Origin of the sequence: Bradyrhizobium sp. HKCCYLS1011, from assembly GCF_051167795.1 — a bacterium.
Lineage (GTDB): Bacteria > Pseudomonadota > Alphaproteobacteria > Rhizobiales > Xanthobacteraceae > Bradyrhizobium.
On the sequence record NZ_JBNPTT010000002.1, the window covers coordinates 174,011 to 199,241 of the forward strand.

At 63.9% G+C, this 25,231-nt stretch carries 27 protein-coding genes and 1 riboswitch; of the genes, 20 read left to right on the forward strand and 7 right to left on the reverse strand.

What is annotated here, in order from left to right; genetic code table 11:
- Window positions 1-2: 2 nt before the first annotated feature.
- From hpxZ to ACQR1W_RS05395, 4 genes are all read left to right on the forward strand, one after another.
- Window positions 3-395, forward strand: coding sequence for an oxalurate catabolism protein HpxZ (gene hpxZ / locus ACQR1W_RS05380; RefSeq protein ID WP_434849840.1), 393 nt, complete (start codon window positions 3-5; stop codon window positions 393-395).
- 3 nt (window positions 396-398) lie between these two features.
- A complete protein-coding gene (locus ACQR1W_RS05385) occupies window positions 399-1,130 on the forward strand; it encodes a GntR family transcriptional regulator (protein ID WP_434849841.1) in 732 nt (243 codons plus the stop codon).
- Between the two features lie 75 nt (window positions 1,131-1,205).
- A complete protein-coding gene (locus ACQR1W_RS05390; RefSeq protein ID WP_434849842.1) occupies window positions 1,206-1,424 on the forward strand; it encodes a hypothetical protein in 219 nt (72 codons plus the stop codon).
- A gap of 11 nt (window positions 1,425-1,435) precedes the next feature.
- Window positions 1,436-2,179 (forward strand): hemerythrin domain-containing protein, encoded by a 744-nt coding sequence (locus tag ACQR1W_RS05395; RefSeq protein WP_434849843.1) that lies wholly within the window; start codon window positions 1,436-1,438, stop codon window positions 2,177-2,179.
- Between the two features lie 4 nt (window positions 2,180-2,183).
- On the opposite strand, the gene atzF is transcribed toward ACQR1W_RS05395, so the two are convergent.
- The 3 genes from atzF to ACQR1W_RS05410 all read right to left on the reverse strand — a co-directional run bounded on the left by atzF (window position 2,184) and on the right by ACQR1W_RS05410 (window position 6,395).
- The gene (gene atzF, locus ACQR1W_RS05400; RefSeq protein ID WP_434849844.1) at window positions 2,184-3,977 is read right to left on the reverse strand and encodes an allophanate hydrolase; all 1,794 of its coding nucleotides are present in this window, start codon (window positions 3,975-3,977) and stop codon (window positions 2,184-2,186) included.
- A gap of 227 nt (window positions 3,978-4,204) precedes the next feature.
- The gene (locus tag ACQR1W_RS05405; RefSeq protein WP_434849845.1) at window positions 4,205-5,479 is read right to left on the reverse strand and encodes an NAD(P)/FAD-dependent oxidoreductase; all 1,275 of its coding nucleotides are present in this window, start codon (window positions 5,477-5,479) and stop codon (window positions 4,205-4,207) included.
- Between the two features lie 385 nt (window positions 5,480-5,864).
- A complete protein-coding gene (locus tag ACQR1W_RS05410; protein ID WP_434849846.1) occupies window positions 5,865-6,395 on the reverse strand; it encodes a MarR family winged helix-turn-helix transcriptional regulator in 531 nt (176 codons plus the stop codon).
- A gap of 77 nt (window positions 6,396-6,472) precedes the next feature.
- On the opposite strand from ACQR1W_RS05410, the gene ACQR1W_RS05415 reads away from it, so the two are divergent.
- The 12 genes from ACQR1W_RS05415 to ACQR1W_RS05470 all read left to right on the forward strand — a co-directional run bounded on the left by ACQR1W_RS05415 (window position 6,473) and on the right by ACQR1W_RS05470 (window position 18,526).
- Window positions 6,473-7,708, forward strand: a complete 1,236-nt coding sequence (locus ACQR1W_RS05415; protein ID WP_434849847.1) for a cytochrome P450 — start codon at window positions 6,473-6,475, stop codon at window positions 7,706-7,708.
- Window positions 7,709-7,716: 8 nt separating this feature from the next.
- Window positions 7,717-8,040, forward strand: coding sequence for a 2Fe-2S iron-sulfur cluster-binding protein (locus tag ACQR1W_RS05420; RefSeq protein WP_434849848.1), 324 nt, complete (start codon window positions 7,717-7,719; stop codon window positions 8,038-8,040).
- Window positions 8,041-8,113: 73 nt separating this feature from the next.
- Window positions 8,114-9,328 carry an ABC transporter substrate-binding protein gene (locus tag ACQR1W_RS05425; protein ID WP_434849849.1) on the forward strand — a complete coding sequence of 405 codons (1,215 nt, stop codon included), beginning with the start codon at window positions 8,114-8,116 and terminating at the stop codon, window positions 9,326-9,328.
- 243 nt (window positions 9,329-9,571) lie between these two features.
- On the forward strand, window positions 9,572-10,744 hold the full coding sequence (locus ACQR1W_RS05430) for an ABC transporter substrate-binding protein (RefSeq protein WP_434849850.1): 1,173 nt from the start codon (window positions 9,572-9,574) through the stop codon (window positions 10,742-10,744).
- Window positions 10,745-10,883: 139 nt separating this feature from the next.
- The gene (locus tag ACQR1W_RS05435; protein ID WP_434849851.1) at window positions 10,884-11,801 is read left to right on the forward strand and encodes a branched-chain amino acid ABC transporter permease; all 918 of its coding nucleotides are present in this window, start codon (window positions 10,884-10,886) and stop codon (window positions 11,799-11,801) included.
- Window positions 11,798-12,745 carry a branched-chain amino acid ABC transporter permease gene (locus ACQR1W_RS05440; RefSeq protein WP_434849852.1) on the forward strand — a complete coding sequence of 316 codons (948 nt, stop codon included), beginning with the start codon at window positions 11,798-11,800 and terminating at the stop codon, window positions 12,743-12,745. Before ACQR1W_RS05435 ends, ACQR1W_RS05440 begins: the two co-directional genes overlap by 4 nt.
- The gene (locus tag ACQR1W_RS05445) at window positions 12,738-13,505 is read left to right on the forward strand and encodes an ABC transporter ATP-binding protein (protein ID WP_434849853.1); all 768 of its coding nucleotides are present in this window, start codon (window positions 12,738-12,740) and stop codon (window positions 13,503-13,505) included. Before ACQR1W_RS05440 ends, ACQR1W_RS05445 begins: the two co-directional genes overlap by 8 nt.
- Window positions 13,498-14,211 (forward strand): ABC transporter ATP-binding protein, encoded by a 714-nt coding sequence (locus tag ACQR1W_RS05450; RefSeq protein WP_434849854.1) that lies wholly within the window; start codon window positions 13,498-13,500, stop codon window positions 14,209-14,211. Before ACQR1W_RS05445 ends, ACQR1W_RS05450 begins: the two co-directional genes overlap by 8 nt.
- Window positions 14,212-14,356: 145 nt before the next feature.
- A riboswitch (guanidine-I (ykkC/yxkD leader) is annotated at window positions 14,357-14,463 on the forward strand.
- Window positions 14,464-14,543: 80 nt separating this feature from the next.
- On the forward strand, window positions 14,544-15,614 hold the full coding sequence (locus tag ACQR1W_RS05455; RefSeq protein ID WP_434849855.1) for a putative urea ABC transporter substrate-binding protein: 1,071 nt from the start codon (window positions 14,544-14,546) through the stop codon (window positions 15,612-15,614).
- A gap of 76 nt (window positions 15,615-15,690) precedes the next feature.
- The gene (locus tag ACQR1W_RS05460; RefSeq protein ID WP_434850432.1) at window positions 15,691-16,512 is read left to right on the forward strand and encodes an ABC transporter permease; all 822 of its coding nucleotides are present in this window, start codon (window positions 15,691-15,693) and stop codon (window positions 16,510-16,512) included.
- Window positions 16,512-17,285: an ABC transporter ATP-binding protein gene (locus tag ACQR1W_RS05465; protein WP_434849856.1), complete on the forward strand. Its 774-nt coding sequence runs from the start codon at window positions 16,512-16,514 to the stop codon at window positions 17,283-17,285. Before ACQR1W_RS05460 ends, ACQR1W_RS05465 begins: the two co-directional genes overlap by 1 nt.
- A 35-nt stretch (window positions 17,286-17,320) precedes the next feature.
- Window positions 17,321-18,526: an agmatinase family protein gene (locus ACQR1W_RS05470; protein WP_434849857.1), complete on the forward strand. Its 1,206-nt coding sequence runs from the start codon at window positions 17,321-17,323 to the stop codon at window positions 18,524-18,526.
- Here ACQR1W_RS05470 and ACQR1W_RS05475 read toward each other — a convergent pair.
- Window positions 18,520-18,660, reverse strand: coding sequence for a hypothetical protein (locus ACQR1W_RS05475; RefSeq protein WP_434849858.1), 141 nt, complete (start codon window positions 18,658-18,660; stop codon window positions 18,520-18,522). The genes ACQR1W_RS05470 and ACQR1W_RS05475 overlap by 7 nt on opposite strands.
- Window positions 18,661-18,675: 15 nt before the next feature.
- On the opposite strand from ACQR1W_RS05475, the gene ACQR1W_RS05480 reads away from it, so the two are divergent.
- A complete protein-coding gene (locus tag ACQR1W_RS05480) occupies window positions 18,676-19,053 on the forward strand; it encodes a hypothetical protein (RefSeq protein ID WP_434849859.1) in 378 nt (125 codons plus the stop codon).
- A gap of 4 nt (window positions 19,054-19,057) precedes the next feature.
- Here ACQR1W_RS05480 and ACQR1W_RS05485 read toward each other — a convergent pair whose 3' ends face one another.
- The 3 genes from ACQR1W_RS05485 to ACQR1W_RS05495 form a co-directional block, all read right to left on the reverse strand.
- Entirely contained in the window at window positions 19,058-19,321 is a 264-nt protein-coding gene (locus ACQR1W_RS05485) for a hypothetical protein (RefSeq protein WP_434849860.1), read from the reverse strand.
- A 5-nt stretch (window positions 19,322-19,326) separates the two neighbouring features.
- Window positions 19,327-19,683, reverse strand: a complete 357-nt coding sequence (locus ACQR1W_RS05490) for a PilZ domain-containing protein (RefSeq protein WP_434849861.1) — start codon at window positions 19,681-19,683, stop codon at window positions 19,327-19,329.
- Between the two features lie 138 nt (window positions 19,684-19,821).
- Window positions 19,822-20,745 (reverse strand): helix-turn-helix transcriptional regulator, encoded by a 924-nt coding sequence (locus ACQR1W_RS05495; protein WP_434849862.1) that lies wholly within the window; start codon window positions 20,743-20,745, stop codon window positions 19,822-19,824.
- 76 nt (window positions 20,746-20,821) lie between these two features.
- On the opposite strand from ACQR1W_RS05495, the gene ACQR1W_RS05500 reads away from it, so the two are divergent.
- The 3 genes from ACQR1W_RS05500 to boxC all read left to right on the forward strand — a co-directional run bounded on the left by ACQR1W_RS05500 (window position 20,822) and on the right by boxC (window position 25,135).
- Window positions 20,822-22,411 carry a benzoate-CoA ligase family protein gene (locus tag ACQR1W_RS05500; protein WP_434849863.1) on the forward strand — a complete coding sequence of 530 codons (1,590 nt, stop codon included), beginning with the start codon at window positions 20,822-20,824 and terminating at the stop codon, window positions 22,409-22,411.
- 134 nt (window positions 22,412-22,545) lie between these two features.
- On the forward strand, window positions 22,546-23,349 hold the full coding sequence (locus ACQR1W_RS05505) for an alpha/beta fold hydrolase (protein WP_434849864.1): 804 nt from the start codon (window positions 22,546-22,548) through the stop codon (window positions 23,347-23,349).
- 97 nt (window positions 23,350-23,446) lie between these two features.
- Window positions 23,447-25,135, forward strand: a complete 1,689-nt coding sequence (gene boxC, locus ACQR1W_RS05510) for a 2,3-epoxybenzoyl-CoA dihydrolase (protein WP_434849865.1) — start codon at window positions 23,447-23,449, stop codon at window positions 25,133-25,135.
- Window positions 25,136-25,231 lie beyond the last annotated feature (96 nt).

Sequence of the window (25,231 nt, forward strand, 5' to 3'; positions counted from 1 at the left end):
GCATGGAAGTCGATCTGCCCGATGTCGTCGCGGAGGTCACGGCACAGTTCCAGCGTTATGAACAAGCGCTCGTGAGCAACGATGTCGCGGTGCTTGACGAGCTGTTTCGAAAGGATTCGCGCACTCTGCGCTATGGCATCACCGAGAATCTGTATGGTTATGGCGAGATCTCCGCTTTCCGCGCGGCGCGCTCGCCGGCCGGCCTGATGCGGCGGACCGCGCGCACGGTCATCACCGCTTATGGTCGCGACACTGCGGTCGCCTCGACCTTGTTCTATCGCGACAGTGCACCCGGCCGCGTTGGTCGCCAGATGCAGACCTGGGTCCGCTTTCCGGAAGGGTGGAGAATCGTTGCGGCTCATGTCAGCATCATCGATGAAGCGAAGGGTGCTTAAGGCATGAGTCTCGACGACCTTCCGATCCGGCCGCGGCCACTCCTCGTCGGCGAGCCGGAGCTGCAGCGTGTTGATCGCCCGGTGCCCAGCGTCGCCAAGATCACGCGCGCCGAAGAGCTGCGGTTGCAACTTGCGGATGAAATCGTGCGCGGCGCGCTGGCGCCCGGCGCGCCGCTCGACGAAACCGAGATCGCCAAGCGCTTCAATGTCTCCCGCACGCCGGTGCGCGAAGCGTTGCGCCAGCTTGCCGCGTCGGGCCTGGTGGAGGCGCGCGCGCATCGCGGCGCGGAGGTGGCGCGTCCAGGCGTCGAGCGGCTGACCGGGATGTTCGAGGCGATGGCGGAGCTCGAAGCGCTCTGCGCGGGGCTTGCCGCGCAGCGGATGACGCCGATCGAACGGCAGCGGCTCGAAGCCATTCACGATGAATTGCGCACCCTCAGCCATGCCGGGAATCCTGAGCGGTTCCACGAGGTGAATGAGCGGTTCCACAGCACGATCTATGCCGGAGCGCACAACGCCTATATTGCCGAGATCACTTTGGCGACGCGGGTGCGGGTGCAGCCGTTCCGGCGGGCGCAGTTCCGCAATCTGGGCCGGCTGGCCAAATCGCATGCCGAACACGACCGCGTCGTGGTTGCGATCCTGCGCGGTGACAAGGCCGGTGCGGCCAATGCGATGCGCGCCCATATCGAGCTGGTGCGCGGCGAATATGAGATCTACGCGGTCTCCGTGTAGGCGCACCTCGCAATAGGAACTCCCGTACGAGGCGGTTGTTTTCTCTGTTCATCCCTGACCAGAGGAGACTGGCTCATGGCTTCAGCTTCTGAGAAGGATCCCCGTCATCACACCCGGCGCATGACGCAGCGCCTGCAAGAGACCGTGGCGCATCTGCGCGAGGACATCGGCAAGGTCGATGAGCCCCAGCTCAAGGCGATGTTCGAGACCTCGGCGGAAGTGCTGAACGGGCTGATCAAGGCCTTCGACGACTACGACAAGAAGAACGAAGCGGCCTGGCGCAAATCGGCCTGACGGAGCGTGGTATGCCTCTCATCAGGCCCGCGGATCTCGCTGCCGAAATCGACAAGCGCCGCTTCCTGAAAGCCGCATCTCGGGCGGCGGTGGCCGGTGGCCTTGTGTTATCGCCGGCCATCGCCTTGGCAGCCAAAGCCGACAGAGGCGAGAAAGCTGACAAGGGCGAGAAGGAGCCCGAGGTCAGCCCGCCCGAAGACCTCATGCGCGAGCATGGCGTGCTCGATCGCGTGCTGCTGGTCTACGAAGCGGCGGTGCGCAAGTTCTCCGCCAATGAGGATTTCGATCCAGCCGTGATCACGGGCGCCGCGGAAATTGTCCGCGACTTCATCGAGAATTACCACGAAAAATCCGAGGAGCAGGCGGTCTTTCCCCGCTTCAAGCAGGCCGGCAAGCTGGTGTCGCTCGTCGATACGCTGATGACGCAACACGACGCCGGTCGGCGCGTGACTGCGAAAATTCTGCAAGCCGCGCCCGGCAGCCGCAAGGATGGTGATGAACGTCGGCAGGTCGTCGACGGCATCAACGCCTTCATTGCCATGTATCGGCCGCACGCGGCACGCGAGGATACCGAGCTATTTCCGCTGCTGCGCAAGATCGTCTCGCCGCATGAATATGATGCGATGGCGGAGGATTTCGAGAAGAAGGAACATCAGATGTTCGGCGGCGACGGTTTTGAGATGATGGTGCACCGCGTCGCCTCGCTCGAGCAGCAGATCGGCATCGCCGATCTCAATCAGTTCACACCGCGCTGATCCTCTAAGCCGCCCCTTTCGCCAGATAGGCACGCCAGCCGCCGAATGATGAGATATCTCGCGCGCCATTGGTCGCAGCCGACTCCACGATGAAGCCTTTGACGTCGCGCCCATCGGCGAGCGCGATCGTGCCGATCGACAGCGGCGCGGGCACCGACGCGACGAATTGGCCGAAGCCCGCGGCCGACAGCGCCCACAGTTCGAGCTCGACGCATACGCCCTCGCCGGGCGCGATGCGGAGCATGCCGGGCTTCGGCGGCGTCGTCGGAAGCGCATACAGCCGATAGTTCGGCGCCGTTTTCGCCGCTTCCAGCAGGCGGCCGCCGAGCGATGTCAGCTCGTGATTCAACGCCATCCCCGACAGATGCGCGCCGACCACCGCGATCGCAAACTCGCCGTCGCGCAGTATCGAAGGCAGCGGCGCCAGCGCGGGCTGAGGGACCGCCTTCGCGCCAACGGCAAGTTTGGTATCGGCGTGGAAAGCGCGCCCGATGCCGGCGAGCTTGGCATCGTCACCCGCCGGAGCCAGGAGCGTGATGCCGAATGGAATGCCGTCGTCGCGCATGGCGGCCGGCAGCGCCAGTCCGCAGAGATCGAGCAGATTGACGAAATTGGTGTAGGTGCCGAGCCGGCTGTTGAGCTCGATCGGGTTGGCCAGCACCTCGGCCGTCGTGTAGGTGGTCGGCGCCGTCGGCAGCACCAGTGCGTCAATATCAGCAAAGGTGCGCGCCGCGATCTTGCGCAAGCCTTGCAGGCGATAGAGCGCAGCGAAGGCGTCGGCCGCGCTCGGGCGCGCACCGGCAATGGTGATCTCGCGCGTGACTGGATGGATCGCATCCGGGTCGGAAGCCAGAAGATCGCGGATCACGAGATAGCGCTCGGCGACCCACGGCCCTTCATAGAGCAGCCGCGCGGTCTCATAGAACGGCTCGAGATCGAATTCGACCAGATTGGCGCCAAGCCTGGAGAAGCGCGCGATCGCCTCGCCATAGGCGGCCTCCGCGGCTTTGTCGCCGAAGAAAATCAACTGGCCCGAGCGCGGCACGCCAAGCCGCACGCCACTCGGAAAAGATGAGAGCGCTTTCAGCGGCCGGTCGCGCGAGAATGGATCGAGCGGATCGGGCGCGGCCAGGGCGGTGAGCGCCGTGATCGCATCGTCCACCGTCAGTGAGAACACCGAGATGCAGTCGAGCGTCCGGCAGGCCGGCACGAGCCCTGCCGTCGAGATCATGCCGAGGCTGGGCTTCAGGCCCACGATGTTGTTGAGCATCGCCGGCACGCGGCCGGAGCCGGCCGTGTCGGTGCCGAGCGACAGCGGCACAAGGCCGGCAGACACCGCGACGGCCGAGCCCGAGCTCGATCCGCCCGGCAGCAGGTCGCCGCGCACCGGATTTTTCGGGATGCCATAGGGCGAGCGCACACCGACCAGTCCGGTCGCGAACTGGTCGAGATTGGTCTTGCCGATAATGATGGCGCCGGCGGCGCGCAAGCGCGCCACCGCGGTCGCGTCGCGCGCTGGGGTGTAGGCGAAGGCGGGGCAGGCCGCCGTGGTCGGCAGGCCCGCAACGTCGATATTGTCCTTCACCGCGACCGGCACGCCATAGAGCGGCAGGCTCGCGGCATCCTTGCTCGCAAGCCGCCCGGCTTCGGAGATGGCGTCCTTCTCGTCACGCAGGCTGATGAAGACAGCGGGATCGCCATGGGCGCGGATCCGTTCGAAGCTGCGCGCCACGGTCTCGGCCGGCGATGCCTGGCCCTGCCGATGCGCCGCGACGATCTCCGCAACGGTCTCGGTCACGAACGGCTCCGGTGATCAGATGTGACTGTCGTCCGTTGCATTGCTGACGCTCCCCCGGTCAAGAAGTCCGTTGATCGTAGCAAGGCACATGCCATTGTGTACATCGGCACGATGGGCGGCACTGATGCTTATCGCTTGAATTTCAATCGGTTGTTCGACGGTGAACGAGCGTCGGCATGCTGGCGGCGGACGTTTGCCTCCCAAATTGCTTATTCTTTGGGCAAACGTCAGTCCATCACCTTGCTCGACCCCTGCGTGATCAGGCGCGCTGCGCGCTGATCGCGCGCATGAATCCAAAGCCAGCTCAGCGCCACCGCGAGCCGGTTGCGCAAGCCGATCAGGAAATAGATGTGAGCCAGGCCCCAGATCCACCAGGCGATCGCGCCGCGCAGCTTGAGCCAGCCGAAATCGATCACCGCGAGCCGCTTGCCGATCTGCGCCAGGCTGCCGGCATGGCTGTAGCGGAATGGCGACAGGCTGCGCCCGCCGAGCCGGGCCTTGATGGCCTCAGCGACGTAGCGGCCCTCCTGCTTGGCGGCCGGTGCGATGCCCGGCACCGGTTGCCCATTCCAGGCTGGAATCGTGATAGTGTCGCCGATGGCGAAGATCTCGGGATGCCCGGGCACCGTCAGGTCCGGGGCGACCTGCAGCCGTCCAGCGCGATCCGCCGGGGCGTTGAGCCACTCGGCCGCCCGTGATGCGCGCACGCCGGCGGCCCAGATGATGGTCTTGGCGTCCAATTGCTTGCCGCCGTAGACGACGCCATCCGCATTGCAGTCGGTCACGGGTTGCCTGAGCACCACCTCCACGCCGATGCGCTCGAGCGATTTGAGCGCGTAGGCCGACAGGTCATCGGGAAAGCCTGCCAGCACGCGCGGACCGGCTTCGATCAGCAGCACGCGCGTTCCGTGCGTGTCGATGTTGCGGAAGTCAGGCGGCAGGGTGGAGCGGGCAAGCTCGGCAATGGTGCCGGCGAGCTCCACGCCGGTCGGGCCCGCGCCGATGATGACGAAGGTCATCAACGCTGCGCGCTTGGCCGGATCCGTCTCGCGCTCGGCGCGCTCGAAGGCGACCAGGATGCGCCGCCGCAAAGTCGTGGCGTCCTCGAGCGTCTTGAGCCCCGGCGCGAACGGCTCCCACTCGTCATGGCCGAAATAGGCGTGGCGCGCGCCGGTGGCGAGCACCAGCGTGTCGTAGGCGACTTCAGTGCCGTCCTCGAGCTGCACGCGTCGGTTCGCGGCATCGATGCCCGTGACGGTTCCAAACAGCGTCGTCACTTCGGGACGATCGCGCACCAGATAGCGGATCGGCCAGGCGATCTCGGACGTCGAAAGCGAGGCGGTCGCGACCTGATAGAGCAGCGGCTGAAACAGATGATGGTTGCGGCGGTCGATCAGTGTGATGCGCACGGGCGCGCCGGCCAGGCGATGGGTCGTTTCCAGGCCGCCGAAACCGGCACCGACGATCACGACGTGATGAAGATTGCGCGGCTCAATCGTCATAGGCTGGTTCTCGCTGCTGCACCCCCACTTTAGGTACACGCAAGCGTGGCCGCTTCAAGCCCGTCGCGTCTATCGTATGATAGCAGGATGGTATCGGCTCGGCGGGGGCGCCATCTTTCCGTTCAGAACCCGTGCCTGCTGCCTTGTCGGGAATATCGTGACGGATTGATCGTCGCGCATTGGGGGCGACACAACGGGGGCACCTCAAGTTTAATGTTGCCAAGGCAACCATTCTGTGGAACGCTGATCGGCAAGGGGCGGGCAGCAAGATGCGCACCGTCGGCCAAGGGATGGAAACGGGATGAGCCTGCGGCAAGCCAGCGCGGCGGCATATAGGCGTGTTGGAGCGATGCAGCGTGCGGCAAGATCCGTGCGTGCCGCAGGATCAGGGCTCCATTGGCCCGGTCACGGCGCCGAGATTATCGTGAATGCGGCGCAGCAGGACAATCAGGAGCTCTTGTTCCTGCTTGTCGAGGCACGACAGCAGGCGCCGCTCCCGCTCCAGCGCAGCGATGATGACCCTGTCATGGGTCGCGCGTCCCTTGGTTGTCAGCGCGATCGAATGGCTGCGGCCGTCGGCGGGATCGGAGCGGATGGCGATCAGTCCGCGCTTTTTCATCGCCGCCAAGGTGCGGCTTACGGGTCCTTTGTCGAAGCCGATCACGCTGCAGATGCGCGATGCCGGGATGCCCGGCTCGATCACGAGCAGCGACATGATCCGCCATTCCGTGACGTTGACGCCGAAATTGCGCTGGTAGAATGCGGTCGCGCTGTTCGACAATTTGTTGGCGATGAAGGTGATGAAGGCGGGCACGTAGCGATCGAGATCGAGCGTGAGGCCATGGTCCGGATCCTGGCCTTTCGTCGCTTGCGCCTGGGCCTTGCTGCCGCGCGATTTGCCGGTCTGCTCGCTCATGATCTCCATCATCTCTCGCGCCAAAGACATAGAGATAGCCGAAGCCGCATGACAAGGCCAAACTTCGGGAGGACAGCATGAACCTGACAGATGTCTCCGCGCCGGCCGCTCGCCCTGCCGCGCCTGCGGACGGAATTCCGCACCTCGACATCGATCCGTTCTCGATCGCCTTTTTCGATGATCCCTATCCGGCGCATGACGCGATGCGCGAGGCGGGGCCGGTGATCTATCTTGATCGGTGGAATGTCTATGGGGTCGCCCGCTATGCCGAGGTCTACGCGGTGCTGAATGATCCCCAGACTTTCTGCTCCAGCCGTGGCGTGGGCCTCAGCGACTTCGCCAAGGAGACGCCGTGGCGGCCGCCGAGCCTGATCCTGGAAGCCGATCCGCCGGCACATACGCGCACGCGCGCGGTGTTGAGCAAAGTGCTGTCGCCGGCGGTGATGAAGCGGCTGCGCGATGGGTTCATGGCCGCCGCGGAGGCGAAGGTCGATGAGCTGCTTGCGCGCGGCCAATTCGATGCGATCACCGATCTTGCCGAAGCCTATCCGCTGTCGGTGTTTCCGGATGCCTTGGGGCTGAAGCCGGAGGGGCGCGAGCATCTCATTCCCTACGCGAGCCTCGTGTTCAACGCGTTCGGACCGCCCAACGAGCTCCGGCAGCAGGCGATCGCACGCTCGGCGCCGCATCAGGCTTATGTCACCGAGCAATGCCAGCGCGACAACCTCACGCCCGGCGGCTTCGGTGCCTGCATCCATGCCTTCGCCGAGACTGGTGACATCACCCCGGCTGAGGCGCCGCTTCTGGTGCGCTCGCTACTCTCGGCGGGCCTCGACACCACGGTCTACGGCATCGGTGCCGCCGTTTATTGTCTCGCGCGGTTTCCGGAAGAGTGGCAGCGACTGCGCCAGGATCCCTCATTGGCTCGCAATGCCTTCGAGGAAGCCGTGCGCTTCGAAAGCCCGGTGCAGACCTTCTTCCGCACCACCACGCGCGAGGTCGAGATCGGCGGCGTCACGATTCCTGAGGGCGAAAAGGTGCTGATGTTCCTGGGCTCGGCCAATCGGGACGTGCGCCGCTGGGAGCGGCCTGACGCTTACGACATCTCGCGCAAAGTGTCCGGCCATGTCGGCTTCGGTTCGGGCATCCACATGTGCGTCGGCCAGCTCGTCGCCCGTCTCGAAGGCGAGGCGGTGCTGACCGCGCTGGCGCGCAAGGTCGCCACCATCGAGATCAATGGCGCGGTCAAGCGTCGTTACAACAACACCCTGCGCGGGCTGGAAAGCCTGCCAATCAGCATCACTCCAGCCTGAGCAAGGGCATGACGACGATCACCTTCATTCATCCAGACAATCGCAGCGAAGACGTCAAGGCCGAGGAGGGCGCCAGCGTCATGCTGGCGGCGCTTACCCATGGCGTTGACGGCATCGTTGCCGAATGCGGCGGCAATGCCGTCTGCGCCACCTGTCATGTCTATGTCGACGATGCCTGGGTCGCGAAGCTTGATCCTATGAGCGACGACGAGGACGCGCTGCTCGATGGCACGGCGTCGGAGCGCCTGCCAAACAGCCGTCTCTCTTGCCAGATCAAAGTGTCAGCTGCGCTCGATGGTCTCGTGGTGCGCGTGCCCGAGCGTCAGAGCTGACGTCTCGTCCGGTCGGCATGCAGCTCGGCCGCAATAACAAGAAACAAGCAAACCAAAAAAGGGGAGGGAATTGATGAAGCAGCTGAACTATGGGCTTGCGCTGGTCGCGCTGAGCTTAGCCTGCGCGCCGGCTCGGGCGGAGATTTCCGACAATGTCGTTCGCATCGGCGTGCTCAACGACATCTCGGGCATCTTCCAGGATACCAACGGCATGGGCTCGGTCGAGGCGGCCCGCATGGCTGCGGAAGATTTCAACGGCGGCGGCAAGGGCATCAAGGTCGAGATCGTCTATGCCGACCATCAGAACAAGGCCGACGTCGGCTCAGCGATCGTGCGCAAATGGCTCGAGGTTGACAAGGTCGACGCCGTCGTCGATGTGCCGAATTCGGCGGTGGGGCTGACGGTCAATGAGCTGCTGCGCAACAGCCGCATGACCTTCCTGGCGTCATCGACCGCGAGTTCGGATCTGACCGGCAAGGCCTGCTCGCCGAATACGATCCAATGGGTCAACGACGCCTGGGCCACCGGCAACACCACGGCCGCCGCCATGATGGGACGCGGCGGCAAGGAATGGTACTTCATCACCGTGAACTATGCGCTCGGGCAGGGCATCGAAGCCGAGGCCACCAACTATATCGAGAAGCACGGCGGCAAGGTGCTGGGCTCGGCCAAGCATCCGCTCGGCACCTCCGACTTTGCCTCGTTCCTGCTGCAGGCGCAAAGCTCCAAGGCCAAGATGATCGGGCTCGCCAATGCCGGCGGCGACACCATCAATGCGGTGAAGCAGGCAGGCGAGTTCGGAATTCAGCAGACCGGCCAGTCGCTGGTCGCCTTCCTACTGTTCATCAATGATGTCCATGGCATGGGATTGAAGGCCGCACAGGGCTTGCAGCTCCTGGAAGCCTTCTACTGGGACATGGATGACGAGACGCGTGCGTTTGCGAAGCGCTTCGCCGCGCGCCCCGGCATGAACGGCAAGATGCCGAGCGGCAACCAAGCCGGCGTCTATGCGTCGACGCTCGCCTATCTGAATGCGGTCGCAGCCACTGGCAGCGACGACGCCAAGGATGTCGTGCCGCAGATGAAGACGGTCAAAGGCAAGGACAAATTATTTGGTGAGGTCACGATCCGGCAGGACGGCCGCGTCATCCATCCGATGTATCTGTTCGAGGTGAAGAAGCCGGAGGAGTCGAAATACCCGTATGACTACTATCGTCTGGTTGCGACCATCCCCGCCGACCAGGCATTTCGGCCGCTTGCCGAAGGTGGCTGTCCGCTCGTGAAATGAGCACCGCGATCGGGCCGCACGCTGTGGTCGACCGACGGACCGGCTGCAGCGCGGCCGGCCGTTGCGTCATTCACCATCCTCGTCGACCGGCAGTATAGTTCTTGCCATCCGCTGTTTTCGCGAATTATGGTGCATGAGGCCTTAGAAGCCCGGACGCACTGCGGCGAAACGCCGCCGACGCGTCATTGGCCGATGCTCCATTCGGTCGATGGTCCATAAAGAAAAGAGCAGGAGGGGAGGAACATGAAAGCAACATTCTGGCTCGCCGGCGCAGCGGCGCTTTGCCTGTCGCAATCCGCGCTCGCGGCCGACAGCATCAAGATCGGCTTCGTCTCCACATTCAGCGGTCCGACCGCTGTCATCGGCAACGACATGCGGAATTCGTTCGAGCTTGCGCTCGACCATCTCGGCCGCAAGATCGACGGCAAGCCGGTCGAAGTGATCTACGAGGACGACCAGCAGAAGCCTGACATCGGCAAGCAGAAGACCGAGAAGCTGGTGCAGTCCGACAAGGTCGATTTCATCGTCGGCTATATCTGGTCGAACGTGCTGCTGGCGTCGCTGAAGACGGCGGTGGATTCCAAGACCTTTCTGATCTCGGCCAATGCCGGGCCGTCACAGCTCGCCGGCGAATTGTGCTCGCCTTACGTGTTCTCGACCTCCTGGCAGAACGACCAGACGCCCGCGGCGATGGGCCTCACTATGAACCAGAAGGGCGTCAAATCCGTCTTCCTGATCGGACCGAATTACGCCGCCGGCAAGGACATGCTGGCGGGCGTCAAGAGCACCTTCAAGGGCCAGGTGGTCGGCGAGGAATATACGGTCTGGCCGAGCCAGCTTGATTTCTCGGCCGAGCTCTCCAAGGCGCGCAATTCCGGCGCGGAAGCGATCTTCGTGTTCTATCCGGGCGCGGCAGGTGTGCAATTCCTCAATCAGTACGCGCAGGCCGGGCTGAAGGAGAAGATGCCGCTCTACACTGCGTTCACGATCGACGAATTGTCGCTGCCCCTGCAGAAGGACAACGCAATCGGCGTGCCCGGCGCGCAGGAATGGGTCAACGATCTGCCGAACGAGCAGAACAAGAAGTTCGTCGAGGACTACCGCAAGAAGTATCCGGGTCTGCGGCCGACCTATTACGGCGCCCAGGCCTATGACGCCGCGCAGCTGATCAACAGCGCGGTGGTCGCGGTCAAGGGTGACACCTCGCAGAAGGACGCCATGAAGGCCGAGATGGAGAAGGCCAACTTCAAGTCGCTGCGCGGCTCCTTCAAATACGGCAACAACCACATTCCGATCCAGAATTTCTACCTGCAGGACGTGGTCAAGGAGGCCGACGGCCAGCTGTCGCTGAAGACGGTCGCCACCATCGTCAAGGACGACCAGGACCGCTTCCACGACAAATGCCCGATGAAATAGGCCAAGAAACCGGCCTGGAATTTGCTTGAAGCCTAAAATATCTTCGGCCTAAGATCAGTCAGGCTGAGCAGCGGCAGAGCCACTCAGGTTCTCCCGCCCTTCGCTCGGGCATGATGGTCGGGCTTGATGTAAGGGGCGCATGCTTCTCGTCGTCGAACAATTCCTGAATGGGCTGCAGTTCGGACTGCTGCTGTTTCTGCTCGCGGCCGGATTGACGCTGGTGTTCGGCATCATGGACCTGGTCAATCTCGCGCATGGCTCGCTCTACATGATGGGCGCCTATTTCGCGGCGACATTCGTGGCCTGGACCGGCAGCTTCGTCCTCGGCGCGCTGCTGGCGCTCGGCGCCACCTTGCTGCTCGGCATCGTGCTCGAATTGGCGGCACTGCGCCACCTCTATGGTCGCGACCATCTCGACCACGTGCTTGCGACCTTCGGGCTGATCCTGTTCTTCAACGAGGCGGTCCGGCTGGTCTGGGGACCGGCAGGCCTGGCCCTGCCGCTGCCGTCCTGGCTTGCCTTCCCGGTCACGATCCTGCCCGGCATCCAATATCCGGCCTATCGGCTCGCGATCATCGTGGTTGCGCTGCTGGTGGCGCTGCTGCTCTATCTGGGCGTGATGCGCACCCGGATCGGCATGCTGATCCGCGCCGGCGCCTCCAATCGCGAGATGATCGGCGCGCTCGGCATCAACATCAAGCTGCTCTACACGCTGGTGTTCGGCCTGGGCGCGGCGCTCGCCGGCCTTGCCGGGCTGATGCAGGCGCCGATCCTCACCGTGCAGATCGGGATGGGCGAGAATATCCTGATCCTGGCCTTCGTCGTGATCGTGATCGGCGGCATCGGCTCGATCCGCGGCGCGTTCATCGCGGCGATCCTGATCGGCCTAATCGATACCTTGGGGCGTGCCTTCCTGCCCAATCTGCTGCGCCAGATCCTGAGCTCGGCTGCGGCCTCGACCGCGGCGCCGGCGATGTCGTCGATGCTGATCTATCTCCTGATGGCGATCGTGCTGGTGGCGCGGCCCGAAGGTTTGTTTCCGGCCAGCCGCAGATGAAGCCCTCGCTCACCGTCCAGACCATTGCGGCCGCTGCACTCGTCGCCGCCCTGCTGCTGCTGCCGGCCTATTCGAGCCTCACCGGCAACATCTTCATTCTGACCCTGTTCACCCGCATCGTCATCCTGGCGCTCGCCGCCGTGAGCCTGAACCTGATCATGGGCTACGGTGGCATGATGAGCTTCGGTCACGCCGCCTATCTCGGTATCGGCGGCTATGCGATCGGCATCCTGGCGCAGGAGGGCATCGGCTCCGGCTACGCACAGTTCGCGGTAGCGCTCGCGGCATCCGCAGTGTTTGCCCTGGTGATCGGTGCGTTGTCGCTGCGCACTCGCGGCGTCTATTTCATCATGATCACGCTGGCCTTCGCGCAAATGGCTTATTACGTCGCCTCCGGGCTGGCGCGCTACGGCGGCGACGACGGGCTCACCATCTACAAGCGCAGCGATTTCGGCGGCCTGATCAATCTGAGCGATCGTGTTCAGTTCTATTATCTCTGCCTCGCCTGCCTGCTCGCCGTCGTGTTTCTGATCTGGCGCATCGTCAATTCGCGCTTCGGCCTAGTGGTGCAGGGCTTGCGCTCCAACGAGCAGCGCATGCAGGCGATCGGCTTTGCCTCGAAGCGCTACAAGCTCGTGTGCTTCGTGATCGCGGGCACGCTCTGTGGCTTGGCCGGTGCGCTGCTCGCCAACAACACCGATTTCGTCAGCCCCGCGGTGATGTACTGGACCCGCTCCGGCGATCTCATGGTGATGGTGATCCTGGGCGGCATGGGCACCCTGTTCGGTCCGGTGGTGGGTGCAGTGGTCTATCTGGTCCTGGAGGAGCTGTTGTCGCAGCTCACCGAATATTGGGCGCTGATCATGGGGCCGCTGCTGCTCCTGGTCGTGCTGTTCGGCCGCGGTGGCATCATGGGCCTGCTCGGGAGGTTGAACCGTGGCTGAACCGCTGCTGCGCGTTGACAATCTGGTGCGCCGCTTCGGCGGCATCGTCGCCACCGACCATGTCTGCCTCGAGGTCGGCCGCGGCGAACTGCACGCGATCATCGGCCCGAACGGCGCCGGCAAGACCACGCTGATCAGCCAGCTCACCGGGCATCTCGCCCCGCATGCCGGCTACATCTATCTCGCCGGGCGTGACATCTCTCGTCTTCCTGCCTATCGTCGCAGCGCGCTCGGATTGGCCCGCTCGTTCCAGATCACCTCGCTGCTGCCGGACTTCACCGCCGCCGACAATGTCGCGCTGGCGGCGCAGGCGCATGACGGCCACTCGTTCCGCTTCTTCGCCAATGCGCGGAAGGAACCGCAGCTGCGCTCGGCTGCGCACGCCGCGCTGGAGCGCGTCGGTCTGCCGCATCGCGCCGACGTGCCGGTCGCCCGGCTCAGCCATGGCGAGCAGCGCCAGCTCGAGCTCGCGGTTGCGCTGGCGACCAGGCCGCAGCTGCTGCTGCTCGATGAGCCGATGGCCGGCCTCGGCGTCACCGAGTCCGCGAGCATGGTGAAGCTATTGTCCGAGCTTCGCCGCGAGGTCGGAATCGTGCTGGTCGAGCACGACATGGAGGCGGTGTTCGCGCTCGCGGACCGCATCTCCGTGCTGGTCTATGGCCGCATCATCGCCTCCGGCACGCCGGACGAGATCCGAAAGAACGATGAGGTGAAGCGCGCCTATCTCGGCGACCAGCATGTGGTGGTGAAACATGGCTGACGCGCTGCTCGAGGTCGAAAGCATCGAGACCTGCTACGGCCTCAGCCAGGTGCTGTTCGGCCTGTCGCTGTCGATCCGGCCGGGCGAGATGGTCTCGCTGATGGGCCGCAACGGCATGGGCAAGACCACCACGATCCGCTCGATCATGGGGCTGACGCCGGCGCGCGCCGGCATGATCCGCTTCGCCGGCCATGAGACGCGCAAGCTGCCGTCCTACAGGATCGCGCAGCTCGGCATCGGCCTGGTACCGGAGGGGCGGCAGATCTTCCCCAATCTCACCGTGACCGAAAATCTGGTGGCGGCGTCATCCAACCGGCTCGGCAATCCTGATCCGTGGAGGCTGGACAAGATTCACGCGCTGTTTCCGCGCTTGGCCGAGCGGGGCAGCAACATGGGCAATCAGCTGTCCGGCGGCGAGCAGCAGATGCTGGCGATCGGCCGCGCGCTGATGACCAATCCAAAGCTCCTGATCCTGGACGAGGCCACCGAAGGCCTGGCGCCCTTGATCCGCCAGGAGATCTGGAATTGCCTCTCGATGCTGAAGGCGAAGGGGCAGTCGATTCTGGTCATCGACAAGAATGTCGAGCACCTCACCCGTATCTGCGACCGCCACATCATCATCGAACGCGGCCGCACCGTCTGGAGCGGCACGTCGGACCAGTTGATGGCCGAGCCGGAGCTGCAGCATCGGTACTTGGGGATTTGAGGGCTGGCTTGGTCCCGCTCACCGCGCTGTTGCGAGTGGCGCTCAAAATCAATTCGTTTGCTGAATTATTGAGCAGGTCATTCAAGGGCGTAGCACTGAATCGCCAGCCTTTTTCCCTGGCATGATGATTGCTCTCTTGGTGCTTAGAGTTGGCAGCTAGGGTTCCGGTTCTCTTCAACAAGAGAATGTCTGGTCCGAGAGCAGCCGCCAGGGGAGAGCCCTGGTGCACGGCGGGATAAAAACCCGGGAGACCTCAGTGGCCGCGCTTGGCAGGCTCGAGGTTCTTCATGCCAGTCCGCGCGGGTCCACCAAAAACCGTGAGAGGACTGGATATGGGAAAAGCGCGAAATCTGTTTGTTGCCTTGATCGCTGCCTCCACGCTGGCGAGTGCATCGTTGTCGCCCGCGTTCGCCGAAAAGAAGAAAGAGTTCAATATCGCCTGGACGATCTATGTCGGCTGGATGCCATGGCCCTATGCCGCGGAAGCCGGCATCGTCAAGAAATGGGCCGACAAATACGGCATCTCGATCAAGGTCACGCAGATCAACGACTACGTCGAATCGATCAATCAGTACACCGCCGGCAAGTTTGACGGCGTCACCGTCACCAATATGGACGCGCTGACCATTCCCGCTGCCGGGGGCGTCGACACGTCGGCCATCATCATGGGCGACTATTCGAACGGCAACGATGGCGTCGTGCTGAAGAAGGGCAAGACGCTGGCCGACATCAAGGGTCAGAAGATCAACCTCGTCGAGCTGTCGGTCTCGCACTATCTGCTGGCGCGCGGGCTCGGCACCGTGAAGCTCAGCGAAAAGGACATCAAGACCGTCAACACCTCGGATGCCGATATCGTCGCTGCGGCGAAGTCGCCCGACACCACGGCGGTCGTGACCTGGAATCCGCAGCTCCTTGAAGTGAAGGCCGAGCCGGGCGCGACGCTGGTGTTCGACTCCAGCAAGATCCCCGGTGAGATCGAAGATCTTCTGGTCATCAACACCGAGACGCTGAAGGACAATCCCGAACTCGGCAAGGCCCTGGTCGGCATCTGGTATGAGACCATCGGTCTGATGAAGGATCAGAGCGAGAAGGGCAAGGCGGCGCGCGAGGCGATGGCGAAGCTCTCCGGCACCGATCTGGCCGGCTTCGAGACCCAGCTGAAGACCACCTTCATGTATTACACGCCGAAGGACGCGCTCGCCTTCATGACCGGATCCGAGCTGCCCAAGACCATGGACCTGGTGCGCACCTTCTGCTTCGACCACAACCTGCTCGGCGAGAACGTGAAATCGAAGGACGCGGTCGGTATCTCGACGCCTTCCAAAGCGCTGGGGTCGGCGAGCAATATCAAGCTGCGCTTCGACCCGACCTTCATGAAGCTCGCCGCCGAGGGCAAGCTCTAGCCTTCCTGGACCGGCTCCATCATCATCGATCACCAAGCGCCGGCGCGTCGCGCCGGCGAGACCGAGGGAGGCTGCCATTCCGCGCGCAATGAACGTCGTTCCCGGACGCGGCAGCCGGCTGCTGCTCGCGATCCTGCCGTTCCTGCTGATCGCGCTGATCTATGTGATCGGTTCGGCCGAGCGCCGCGCGGCCAACCCCGACGACAAGCTGCTGCCGCCGGTCGCCGAGATGGTCGCGACGTCGAAACGTCTCGCCGCAGAGCCGGACCGACGCTCCGGGGACTACGTGCTGTGGGCCGACACCGCTGCGAGCCTGCAGCGTCTGGCGCTCGGTCTCGGCATCTCCGCGACAATCGGCCTCGTGCTGGGTCTAGCGATCGGCCTCCTGCCGGTTGCAGGCGCGGGCTTCGGCACGCTGGTCGCGGTGCTCTCGATGATCCCGCCAATGGCGGTGCTGCCGATCCTGTTCATCGTGTTCGGGCTCGGCGAATTGTCCAAGGTGGTGCTGATCGTCATCGGCGTCACGCCGGCTTTGGTGCGCGATCTCTCGCTGGAAGTGCAGGGCATGCCGCGCGAGCAGCTGATCAAGGCACAGACCTTGGGCGGCTCGACCTGGCAGATCGCGATCCGCGTGGTGCTGCCGCAGATCATGCCGCGGCTGATCAAGTGCCTGCGCTTGATGATCGGTCCCGCGTTCCTGTTCCTGATTTCGGCGGAGGCGATCGCCTCCGATGTCGGCCTCGGCTACCGCATCTTTCTGGTGCGCCGCTATCTGTCGATGGACGTGATCCTGCCCTATGTCGCCTGGATCACCTTGCTCGCCTATCTGTTCGACATTGCGCTGGTCTGGATCGGGCAGCGTGCTTTTCCCTGGGCCTATGACCAGGGGGCGCGCTGATGAGCACGCTCTCGTTCCGCAATGTCTGGGTCGAGTATGGCGATCAGGTCGTGCTCGAGCGCATCAATCTCGAGATCGCCTCGGGTACGTTTCTCTCCATCGTCGGTCCGTCGGGCGCGGGCAAGAGCACCTTCCTGCGCCTGATCCTCGGCCAGGAGAAGCCGACGCAAGGCGCGGTGCTGCTCGACGGCAAGCCGTTTCCGGCCGAGCCCGGCCCCGACCGCGGCATCGTATTCCAGCGCTACTCGGTGTTTCCGCATCTCACCGTGCTCGGCAATGTGCTGCTCGGCCATGAATTCGCACAGAGCCCGTTCACGGCACGGCTGTTCGGTGCCTCGCGCCGCGCGGCCATCGAGAAGAGTCTCGCGCTGATCGAAGCGGTCGGCCTCGGCCCACATCGCGACAAATATCCGAGTGCGCTGTCCGGCGGCATGCAGCAGCGGCTGGCGATCGCGCAGGCGCTCGCCAAGCAGCCGCGGGTGCTGCTGCTCGACGAGCCGTTTGGTGCGCTCGATCCCGGCACCCGCGCGCAGATGCATGCGCTGATCAAGCCGCTGTGGCGCGATCTGAAGATGACGATTGTGATGGTCACGCACGACATCAAGGAGGCCTTCGGGCTTGCGACCCGGCTGATCGCGCTCGACCGCGTCAGGCGCGATCCGCAGGCGCCCGAGCGCTTCGGCGCCCGCATCACTTACGACCTCGATCTGACCCGCGACAGCGCGGTGCCCGTGCTCGGCTTCATCCGCGCGGCCGCGCAGGCGGCCCAGTAACAACGTCAACAACGAAGAAACGAAGGAGACCTCTGATGTCGTTCCCATCCATGCGCCGGTCACGCCATGCCGGACTCATGTCCCAGCGCAAGGCCGTGCACCGTCATCATCCGGACTTCGACAAGATGGCCACGCAAGGCTGGCAGGCGCTGGAGGCGGAGGGCAAGCTGCCGCATGGCGGTTGGCGCAAGGAGCGGCAATGGGCACTGGACATGGGCCTGCCGGGCGCCGACAGCCTCACTGATCGCGACATACCGACCTTTGCGCGTGGCGAACTGCCGCATTTCGCCGGGATCAACACCTTCATGAAGGCGCCTTACGTCGAGAACGTGCGCGACGTCGGCAAATACGACGCGGCCGTGATCGGCATTCCCTTCGATTCCGGCACCACCTATCGCCCCGGCACCCGCTTTGGGCCGCAAGGTATCCGCCGCATCTCCGCGCTCTACACGCCGTACAACTATGAACTCGGCGTCGACCTGCGCGAGCAGATGACCTTGTGCGATGCCGGCGACGTCTTCACCATCCCCGCCAATCTGGAAAAGAGCTTTGACCAGATCAGCCGGGGCGTGGCGCATGTGTTCTCCTCCGGCGCGCTGCCGATCATGCTCGGTGGCGACCATTCGATCGGCTTTCCCTGCGTGCGCGGCATTGCCGAGTGCACCGACAAGCGGATCGGCATCATCCATTTCGACCGCCATATTGATATCCAGGAAAAGGATCTCGATGAGCGCATGCACACCACGCCCTGGTACTGGGCGACCAATCTGCCGAACGTCTCGCCGACCAATCTGGTGCAGCTCGGCATCGGTGGCTGGCAGGTGCCGCGGGAAGGCGTCGAGGTCGCGCGCAAGCGCAACACCAATGTGCTGACCATCGCCGATATCGAGAAGATCGGGCTGGAGAAGACCGCAGAGATCGCGCTGGAGCTGGCGTGGAAGGATGCCGACGCGGTCTACATCTCCTTCGACGTCGACTCCATCGATTGCGGCTTCGTGCCGGGCACCGGCTGGCCCGAGCCGGGCGGCTTCCTGCCGCGGGAGGCGCTGAAGATTCTGGGCCTCGTCGCCGCCGAAGGCCTCTGCGGTTTGGAGGTGGTCGAGGTCTCGCCGCCTTACGACACCTCCGATATTACCGCGCTGATCGGCGTCCGCGTCGTGGTGGAAGCGCTTGGCTCGATGGTGGCGCACGGTAAGCTCGGCAGCCACAAGAAGATCATCAACAAGCCGGTCAGCTATTGAGGGCTGCGATGCGTCATCATCACCACGGCCACCACCATCACGGACACTCTCACGATCATGATCATCCCCATGACCATGATCACCATCACGACCACGACCATCCGCCGCATGGACCCGGCCACAATCATCCGCACGGCCGGCGCTCCCCCGTGCAATGGCAGACGCCGCATCAGCCGGATGGCGCGCCGGCCGCGGCCGCGCCCGAGCCGGATCTGGACAAGGTCGAGGCGGCGTTCGTCGACGGCTTCATTGCCGCACCCGATCCAACCAGCTTCCTGAGGCTCGCGCGCATCCCGTTTGAGATCGTCATGGACGGGGCCGGCATGAAGCTCCTGCGCGTGGAGATCGATGCGCTGACCGATGTCGGCAGCCTGACGCCGCATCTCGGTGGCGGTACCTTCCGCTACGATCCGTTGCCGTCGAATTTCATCTCGCGGCGGCGACGGTTGCGGTTCGTCTATTTCGACGGCACCGGCCTGACCCCGCTGAGCTATGCGGAACTGAGGGAGATCGAGCGGCAGGCGTGAAACGTCAATGCAGCGGCGTGCGCTTGAGCGCCGCCGCGAGCGCCTCGAAGCGTCCGAGGACCTCGGGCAGCACGAGCGCGCGCACGGTGCAGGCCGCTGCGACACCCACCAGCAGCACGATGATGTATTGAACCGCGAAAAGGAGCGCCGCGCCTCGCAGCCAGCGCCACCACGAACGGCGCGTTGCGACACGCGTCGGTTCGGCTGCCGTTGTATCGGGCGACGCGAGCAGCGGTTCGTCCGCGGGATCTTGTGTACGGTCTGACATTCCGCTCAACGTTCCGAGAGCAGCTGCTCGATGCGCGACTTCAGCTTGCGATTGGCGCGCTCGCGTTCGCGCAGGACCCGCGCCCATTCCAGCGGGATCACGTCGCTGTCCTGCTCATCGACGAAGGCGAGGCCCGCGGCCGCGTGATCGCGCCACACCATGCGTGCGGTCCGCGACAATCCGCGCCATTCGATCGTGACATCGATGCGATCGGGAAGCAGTGCGGTCCCGTCGAACTCGACCCTGGCGCCCCGATTGTTGAAATTGCGTACGACGCAGGCAAGCGTCGAGCAGCGCGCATTGAATGTCAGAACCCCACCGTAATAGACGCGGTGGCGAGCCTCGCGACGACGGTCTTCCATGATACGTCCTCCGATCACTTAACGATCTATTAAGCAATCGGGGCGTGTGTCGCCAAGCCGCGGCGGTATCAAAATGACGGTGGTGGTTAACGCCGCGCGCTGTCCGACAGCAGGTCAAAGGCGGCTCACAACCGGAGGCTATCCCCGTGCGAACATCTTCGCGTCGTCGGTCAGCATCGGCTTGACCGCCTGGGCGAGCCGCGTCGCAGCGGCATCGACCGAAAGACCGGCGGTGTCGACCACCGCGTTGGCGCGCGCGTAGAGCGGTTCGCGGCTTACAAGGATGTTGCGCAGCTCCGCCATCGCGGAGCGATCGTCGGCCATCGGGCGCAGGTCGCCTTGTTTGCGCACGCGCGCCATATGCTCTTCCGGCTCGGCTTTGAGCCAGATCGTGTAGAAGGATTTCAGGATCAGATCGAAGGTGACAGGTTCGGAGACAATGCCGCCGCCGGTCGCCAGCACCATCAGCTCCTTGCGCGCAAGGAGCTGCACCAGCGCGGCCTGCTCCATGCGGCGAAAGCCCTCCTGGCCATAGAGGTTGATGATCTCGGCCACCGAGAGTCCGTTCTGCCGCTCGATCTCCTTGTTGAGCTCGACGAAGCTCCAGCCGATCATGTCGGCGAGCCGCTTGCCGAGCGTGGACTTGCCGGCGCCGCGCAAGCCGACCAGCGCAATGCCGGAGAAGGCGCGGCGCAGCGGCGCCGAGGCGCCACCGGCCAGCAGCTCCTTCGCTTGCGCGATCTGGCTCGGGCTCGCTTTCTTCAGGAGGTCGCGGATCACAGGCCACTCCGGCGACGGCTCGCCGCCTGGGATGAGATCTTCCAGCGGCGCGGCCATCGCTTGCGCGACGCGCCGCAACAGCACGATCGAGACATTGCCCTTGCCGCTCTCGAGCTGCGCGATGTAGCGCTCGGAAATGCCTGACACCTTGGCGAGCACCTTGCGCGACATGCCGCGCAGTGCGCGCATGGTGCGCACGCGCTGGCCCAGCTGTTCGAGAAATGCAGTCTCGGCGTCGGATTGAGCCGCCTGGTCCTGCTCGGCACTGATGTCTTGCGTCATGTCCCTCGGGGCGCGATCACGAAGCGGAAACATAATGCTGCGAAGCATTGACAGCAAGCGGCGTTAATGGCCTTCTATGCATTATAATTCAAAAAATCGGGGAGGGAACGCCTTGGAGTCCAAGATTTCAGGGTCCTACAACGCAGTATCGTGGTTGCTCGACCGCAATGTCGAGGCGGGGCGTGGCGACAAGCTCGCTTACACCGACACGGTCTCCGAGCTGACCTATCGCGGTCTGCAACAGCAGACCTGTCGCGTCGCCAATCTCCTGCGCCGTCTCGGTGTCCGCCGTGAAGAGCGCGTGGCCATGATCATGCTCGACACGGTCGATTTTCCCGCAGTGTTCCTGGGCGCGATGAGAGCGGGCGTCGTGCCGGTGCCGCTCAATACGCTGCTCACGACCGAACAATACGCCTATGTGCTCGCCGATTGTCGTGCGCGCGTGCTGTTCGTCTCGGAAACACTTTTTCCGGCGGTGAAGGACATCGTCGGGCGGATGCCTGATCTCGACTGCGTTGTCGTCTCGGGCGCCAATGCCTTCGGCCACAAGCTGTTGTCGGAAGAGCTCGCGCGCGAAAACGACAGCTTCGATACCGTCGCCACGCATGAGGACGAGCCGGCATTCTGGCTCTATTCGTCCGGCTCGACCGGCATGCCGAAAGGCGTGCGCCATTTGCACGGCAATCTCGCCGCGACCGCTGAGACCTACGCCAAGCAGGTGCTCGGCATTCGCGAGGACGATGTCTGTCTCTCCGCGGCGAAATTGTTCTTCGCCTATGGGCTCGGCAACGCGCTGACCTTCCCGCTCTCGGTCGGTGCCACCACGATCCTCAATTCGGAACGGCCGACGCCGGCTTTGATGTTCAAGCTGTTGAACCGCTACAGCCCGACGATCTTCTACGGCGTGCCGACTTTGTTTGCGGCAATGCTGAATGATGAATCCTTGAAGGCCGAGCGCGCCGGGACGCGGCTGCGCATCTGCACCTCCGCCGGCGAGGCGCTGCCGGAGTCGGTCGGCAACGCCTGGAAGGCGCGTTTCGGTGTCGACATTCTCGACGGCGTCGGCTCGACCGAGCTGTTGCACATCTTCCTGTCGAACGCGCCTGATGACATCAAATACGGCACCTCGGGCCGGCCGGTGCCGGGCTATCAGGTGCGGCTCGTCAATGAAGCCGGGCAGGACGTGCCGGACGGCGAGGTCGGCGAACTGCTGGTGCATGCGCCGTCCGCGGGTGAAGGCTATTGGAATCAGCGCCACAAGAGCCGCTCGACCTTCGAGGGCTATTGGACCCGCACCGGCGACAAATATGTCCGCGACGCCGAGGGCCGCTACACCTACTGCGGCCGCTCCGACGACATGTTCAAGGTCTCCGGCATCTGGGTCTCGCCGTTCGAAGTCGAGAGCGCGCTGATCACGCATCCGTCCGTGCTGGAGGCCGCCGTGGTGCCGGAAGCTGATCCGGAAGGCCTGCTGAAGCCGAAGGCCTTCGTCGTGCTGCGTGCGGACGCGGATCGGACCACGCTGCACGAGGCGCTGAAAGAGCACGTGAAGCAGAAGATCGGGCCGTGGAAATATCCGCGCTGGATCGAGGTGGTGGACGCACTGCCGAAGACCGCGACCGGCAAGATCCAGCGCTTCAAGCTGCGCGAGGGGACGGGGTATTAGTGGCTGTCATTCCGGGGCGGTCGCCAGCGGCGACCGAACCCGGAATCTCGCAGTAGGTGGACTTAAGCGCCAGACAATATCGAGATTCCGGATCGGCGCGGTGCGCCGTCCGGAATGACGGAGCAAGATCGATCATGACCCTTTCAATGTCCGGCTTCCTTACGGTCGCTGGCGCACAGCTCGAATATCGCCTGATCGGCCCGCAGCCGTCGTCGGCGCCGTGCATCGTGATGCTGCATGAAGGCCTCGGCTCGGTCGGCCTGTGGGGCGAGTTCCCCGACAAGCTGCAAGCCGCCACTGGCGCCTCGGTGTTCGTCTATTCCCGCGCGGGCTACGGCAATTCGAGCCCGGCCGCGCGGCCGCGTCCGCTGGACTACATGCAGCGTGAAGCGCTCGACGTGCTGCCGAAACTGCTGGAGGCGATCGGCTTTCATCGCGGCCTCCTGGTTGGCCATTCCGATGGCGCCTCGATTGCCGCGATCTATGCCGGAGGCCGACAGGACCATCGCCTCGAGGGCATCGTGCTGATCGCGCCGCATGTGATCGTCGAGGACGTTTCGGTGGCTTCGATCGCCGCGATCAAGACGACCTACGAGACCACCGAACTGCGCGCGAAGCTTGGGCGCTGGCACAAGGACGTCGACAACGCCTTTTATGGCTGGAACGGCGCCTGGCTCGATCCGGCCTTCCGCGCCTGGGACATCACTGACTATTTGGCCTACATCCGCGTCCCCGTCGCCGTGATCCAGGGCGCCGATGACCAGTACGGCACCATCCGCCAGGTCGAGTTCGTCCGTGACGAGTGCTACTGCCCGGTCGAGGTGACCATGCTGCCAGGCGTTGGCCACTCGCCGCATCGCGAAGCGCCGGACGCCGCGCTCAAGACCATTACCGATTTCGCGGCTGCAACATTGCCCGCCGGGGCATCACAATCATGAAACAAAGTGCATATTTTTGTTTTTCAGGATAGACGTTTTCTAAAACATGCATTATTGTGCATGTAAATGATAATCATTCACCGCTCAAAGGTGTTTCATGGCCGGGGAAGACCGCGTGCTTGCGGGAGGCAAGACCTTCATCGATTTCCAGACCGATCCCTCGCGTTATCGGCACTGGAAGCTCTCTGTCGACGGCGAGGTCGCGACCTTGACCATGGACGTCGATGAGAATGGTGGTCTGTTCGAGGGCTACCAGCTCAAGCTCAATTCCTATGATCTCGGCGTCGACATCGAGCTCGCGGACGCCGTGCAGCGGCTCCGCTTCGAACAGCCAGACGTCAAGGTGGTCGTGCTGCGCTCGGGCAAGCCGCGGGTGTTCTGCGCCGGCGCCAACATCCGCATGCTGGCGGGCGCCACCCATGCGCACAAGGTGAACTTCTGCAAGTTCACCAACGAAACCCGCAACGGCTTCGAAGATTCCAGCGAGAATAGTGGCCAGCGCTTCATCACGGTCGTGAATGGTACGGCGGCCGGCGGCGGTTATGAGCTCGCGCTCGCAACCGACCATATCATCCTTGCCGACGACGGCTCCTCCTCGGTCGCGCTGCCGGAAGTGCCGCTGCTCGCGGTGCTGCCGGGCACCGGCGGCCTGACGCGCGTCGTCGACAAGCGCAAGGTGCGCCGTGACCACGCCGACGTGTTCTGCACCATTGAGGAAGGCATCAAGGGCAAGCGTGCCGTCGCATGGCGGCTGGTCGATGAGATCGCGCCGAATTCGAAAGTCGATGCCAAGGTCGCCGAGCGCGCCAAGGAGTTCGCCGCCGCCTCGAAGCGCAACGGTAGCGGCAAGGGTGTTCAGCTCACGCCGCTCAAGCGCGTCATCGACGCCAACAGCGTGCGCTACGGTTTCGTCAATGTCGATATCGACCGCACCGCGCGCGTCGCCACGATCACGATCAGTGCCCCTGAGGCGGCGCCTCCGGCCGACATCGATGGCATGCTCGCACAAGGCGTCTCGTTCTGGCCGCTGCAGGTCGCGCGCGAGCTCGACGACGCGATCTTGCATCTGCGCATTAACGAGCTCGAGATCGCGATGCTCGTGTTCAAGTCGCATGGCGAGCGCGCACAGGTGCTGGCCTACGACGCGTTCCTGGAAACCAACAAGGCACATTGGCTGGTCAATGAGATCAGGCACTACTGGAAACGCGTGTTGAAGCGGATCGACGTCACGTCGCGGACATTGGTGACGCTGGTCGAGCCCGGCTCGTGCTTTGCCGGAACGCTCGCCGAGCTCGTGTTCGCGGCCGACCGCTCCTACATGCTGATCGGCACCATCCAGGGCGACAACCGACCGCCGCCTGCGATCGAATTGTCGGCGATGAATTTCGGGCCCTATCCGATGAGTCATGGCCTGACGCGGCTGGAGTCGCGCTTCCTCGCCGAGCCTTCGGATCTGCAGCGCGTGCGCGATCATCTCGGCCAGCCGCTGGAGGCAGAAGATGCCGAGGAGCTCGGTCTCGTCACCTTCGCGCTCGACGACATCGATTGGGACGATGAGGTGCGCGTGTTCTTGGAGGAGCGCGCAAGCTTCTCGCCGGACAGTCTCACCGGTCTTGAAGCCAACCTGCGCTTTGCCGGTCCCGAGACGATGGAATCGAAGATATTCGCTCGCCTCACCGCTTGGCAGAACTGGATCTTCCAGCGGCCCAATGCGGTCGGCGAGGAAGGCGCGCTCAGGCGCTACGGCACGGGACAAAAGCCCCGCTACGATATGACACGAGTTTAGCGAATGGGGAGTAGCGAATAGCGAATAGGGAGGTTGCGAACCGGGCCAATGCCCCATTCGCCACTCGCTACTCGCTATTCACCTCCAACAATCAGG

What these genes read in the sequence shown, in the direction of transcription:
- hpxZ (WP_434849840.1), top strand. Translation starts at nt 3, where the DNA reads ATGGAAGTCGATCTGCCCGATGTCGTCGCGGAGGTCACGGCACAGTTC.
- ACQR1W_RS05415 (WP_434849847.1), top strand. Translation starts at nt 6,473, where the DNA reads ATGAACCTGACAGATGTCTCCGCGCCGGCCGCTCGCCCTGCCGCGCCT.
- boxC (WP_434849865.1), top strand. Translation starts at nt 23,447, where the DNA reads ATGGCCGGGGAAGACCGCGTGCTTGCGGGAGGCAAGACCTTCATCGAT.
- ACQR1W_RS05420 (WP_434849848.1), top strand. Translation starts at nt 7,717, where the DNA reads ATGACGACGATCACCTTCATTCATCCAGACAATCGCAGCGAAGACGTC.
- ACQR1W_RS05390 (WP_434849842.1), top strand. Translation starts at nt 1,206, where the DNA reads ATGGCTTCAGCTTCTGAGAAGGATCCCCGTCATCACACCCGGCGCATG.
- ACQR1W_RS05470 (WP_434849857.1), top strand. Translation starts at nt 17,321, where the DNA reads ATGTCGTTCCCATCCATGCGCCGGTCACGCCATGCCGGACTCATGTCC.
- ACQR1W_RS05500 (WP_434849863.1), top strand. Translation starts at nt 20,822, where the DNA reads ATGCATTATAATTCAAAAAATCGGGGAGGGAACGCCTTGGAGTCCAAG.
- ACQR1W_RS05395 (WP_434849843.1), top strand. Translation starts at nt 1,436, where the DNA reads ATGCCTCTCATCAGGCCCGCGGATCTCGCTGCCGAAATCGACAAGCGC.
- ACQR1W_RS05435 (WP_434849851.1), top strand. Translation starts at nt 10,884, where the DNA reads ATGCTTCTCGTCGTCGAACAATTCCTGAATGGGCTGCAGTTCGGACTG.
- ACQR1W_RS05405 (WP_434849845.1), bottom strand. Translation starts at nt 5,479, where the DNA reads ATGACGATTGAGCCGCGCAATCTTCATCACGTCGTGATCGTCGGTGCC.
- ACQR1W_RS05490 (WP_434849861.1), bottom strand. Translation starts at nt 19,683, where the DNA reads ATGGAAGACCGTCGTCGCGAGGCTCGCCACCGCGTCTATTACGGTGGG.
- ACQR1W_RS05410 (WP_434849846.1), bottom strand. Translation starts at nt 6,395, where the DNA reads ATGAGCGAGCAGACCGGCAAATCGCGCGGCAGCAAGGCCCAGGCGCAA.
- ACQR1W_RS05425 (WP_434849849.1), top strand. Translation starts at nt 8,114, where the DNA reads ATGAAGCAGCTGAACTATGGGCTTGCGCTGGTCGCGCTGAGCTTAGCC.
- ACQR1W_RS05440 (WP_434849852.1), top strand. Translation starts at nt 11,798, where the DNA reads ATGAAGCCCTCGCTCACCGTCCAGACCATTGCGGCCGCTGCACTCGTC.
- ACQR1W_RS05450 (WP_434849854.1), top strand. Translation starts at nt 13,498, where the DNA reads ATGGCTGACGCGCTGCTCGAGGTCGAAAGCATCGAGACCTGCTACGGC.
- ACQR1W_RS05455 (WP_434849855.1), top strand. Translation starts at nt 14,544, where the DNA reads ATGGGAAAAGCGCGAAATCTGTTTGTTGCCTTGATCGCTGCCTCCACG.
- ACQR1W_RS05430 (WP_434849850.1), top strand. Translation starts at nt 9,572, where the DNA reads ATGAAAGCAACATTCTGGCTCGCCGGCGCAGCGGCGCTTTGCCTGTCG.
- ACQR1W_RS05495 (WP_434849862.1), bottom strand. Translation starts at nt 20,745, where the DNA reads ATGACGCAAGACATCAGTGCCGAGCAGGACCAGGCGGCTCAATCCGAC.
- ACQR1W_RS05385 (WP_434849841.1), top strand. Translation starts at nt 399, where the DNA reads ATGAGTCTCGACGACCTTCCGATCCGGCCGCGGCCACTCCTCGTCGGC.
- ACQR1W_RS05465 (WP_434849856.1), top strand. Translation starts at nt 16,512, where the DNA reads ATGAGCACGCTCTCGTTCCGCAATGTCTGGGTCGAGTATGGCGATCAG.
- ACQR1W_RS05505 (WP_434849864.1), top strand. Translation starts at nt 22,546, where the DNA reads ATGACCCTTTCAATGTCCGGCTTCCTTACGGTCGCTGGCGCACAGCTC.
- ACQR1W_RS05485 (WP_434849860.1), bottom strand. Translation starts at nt 19,321, where the DNA reads ATGTCAGACCGTACACAAGATCCCGCGGACGAACCGCTGCTCGCGTCG.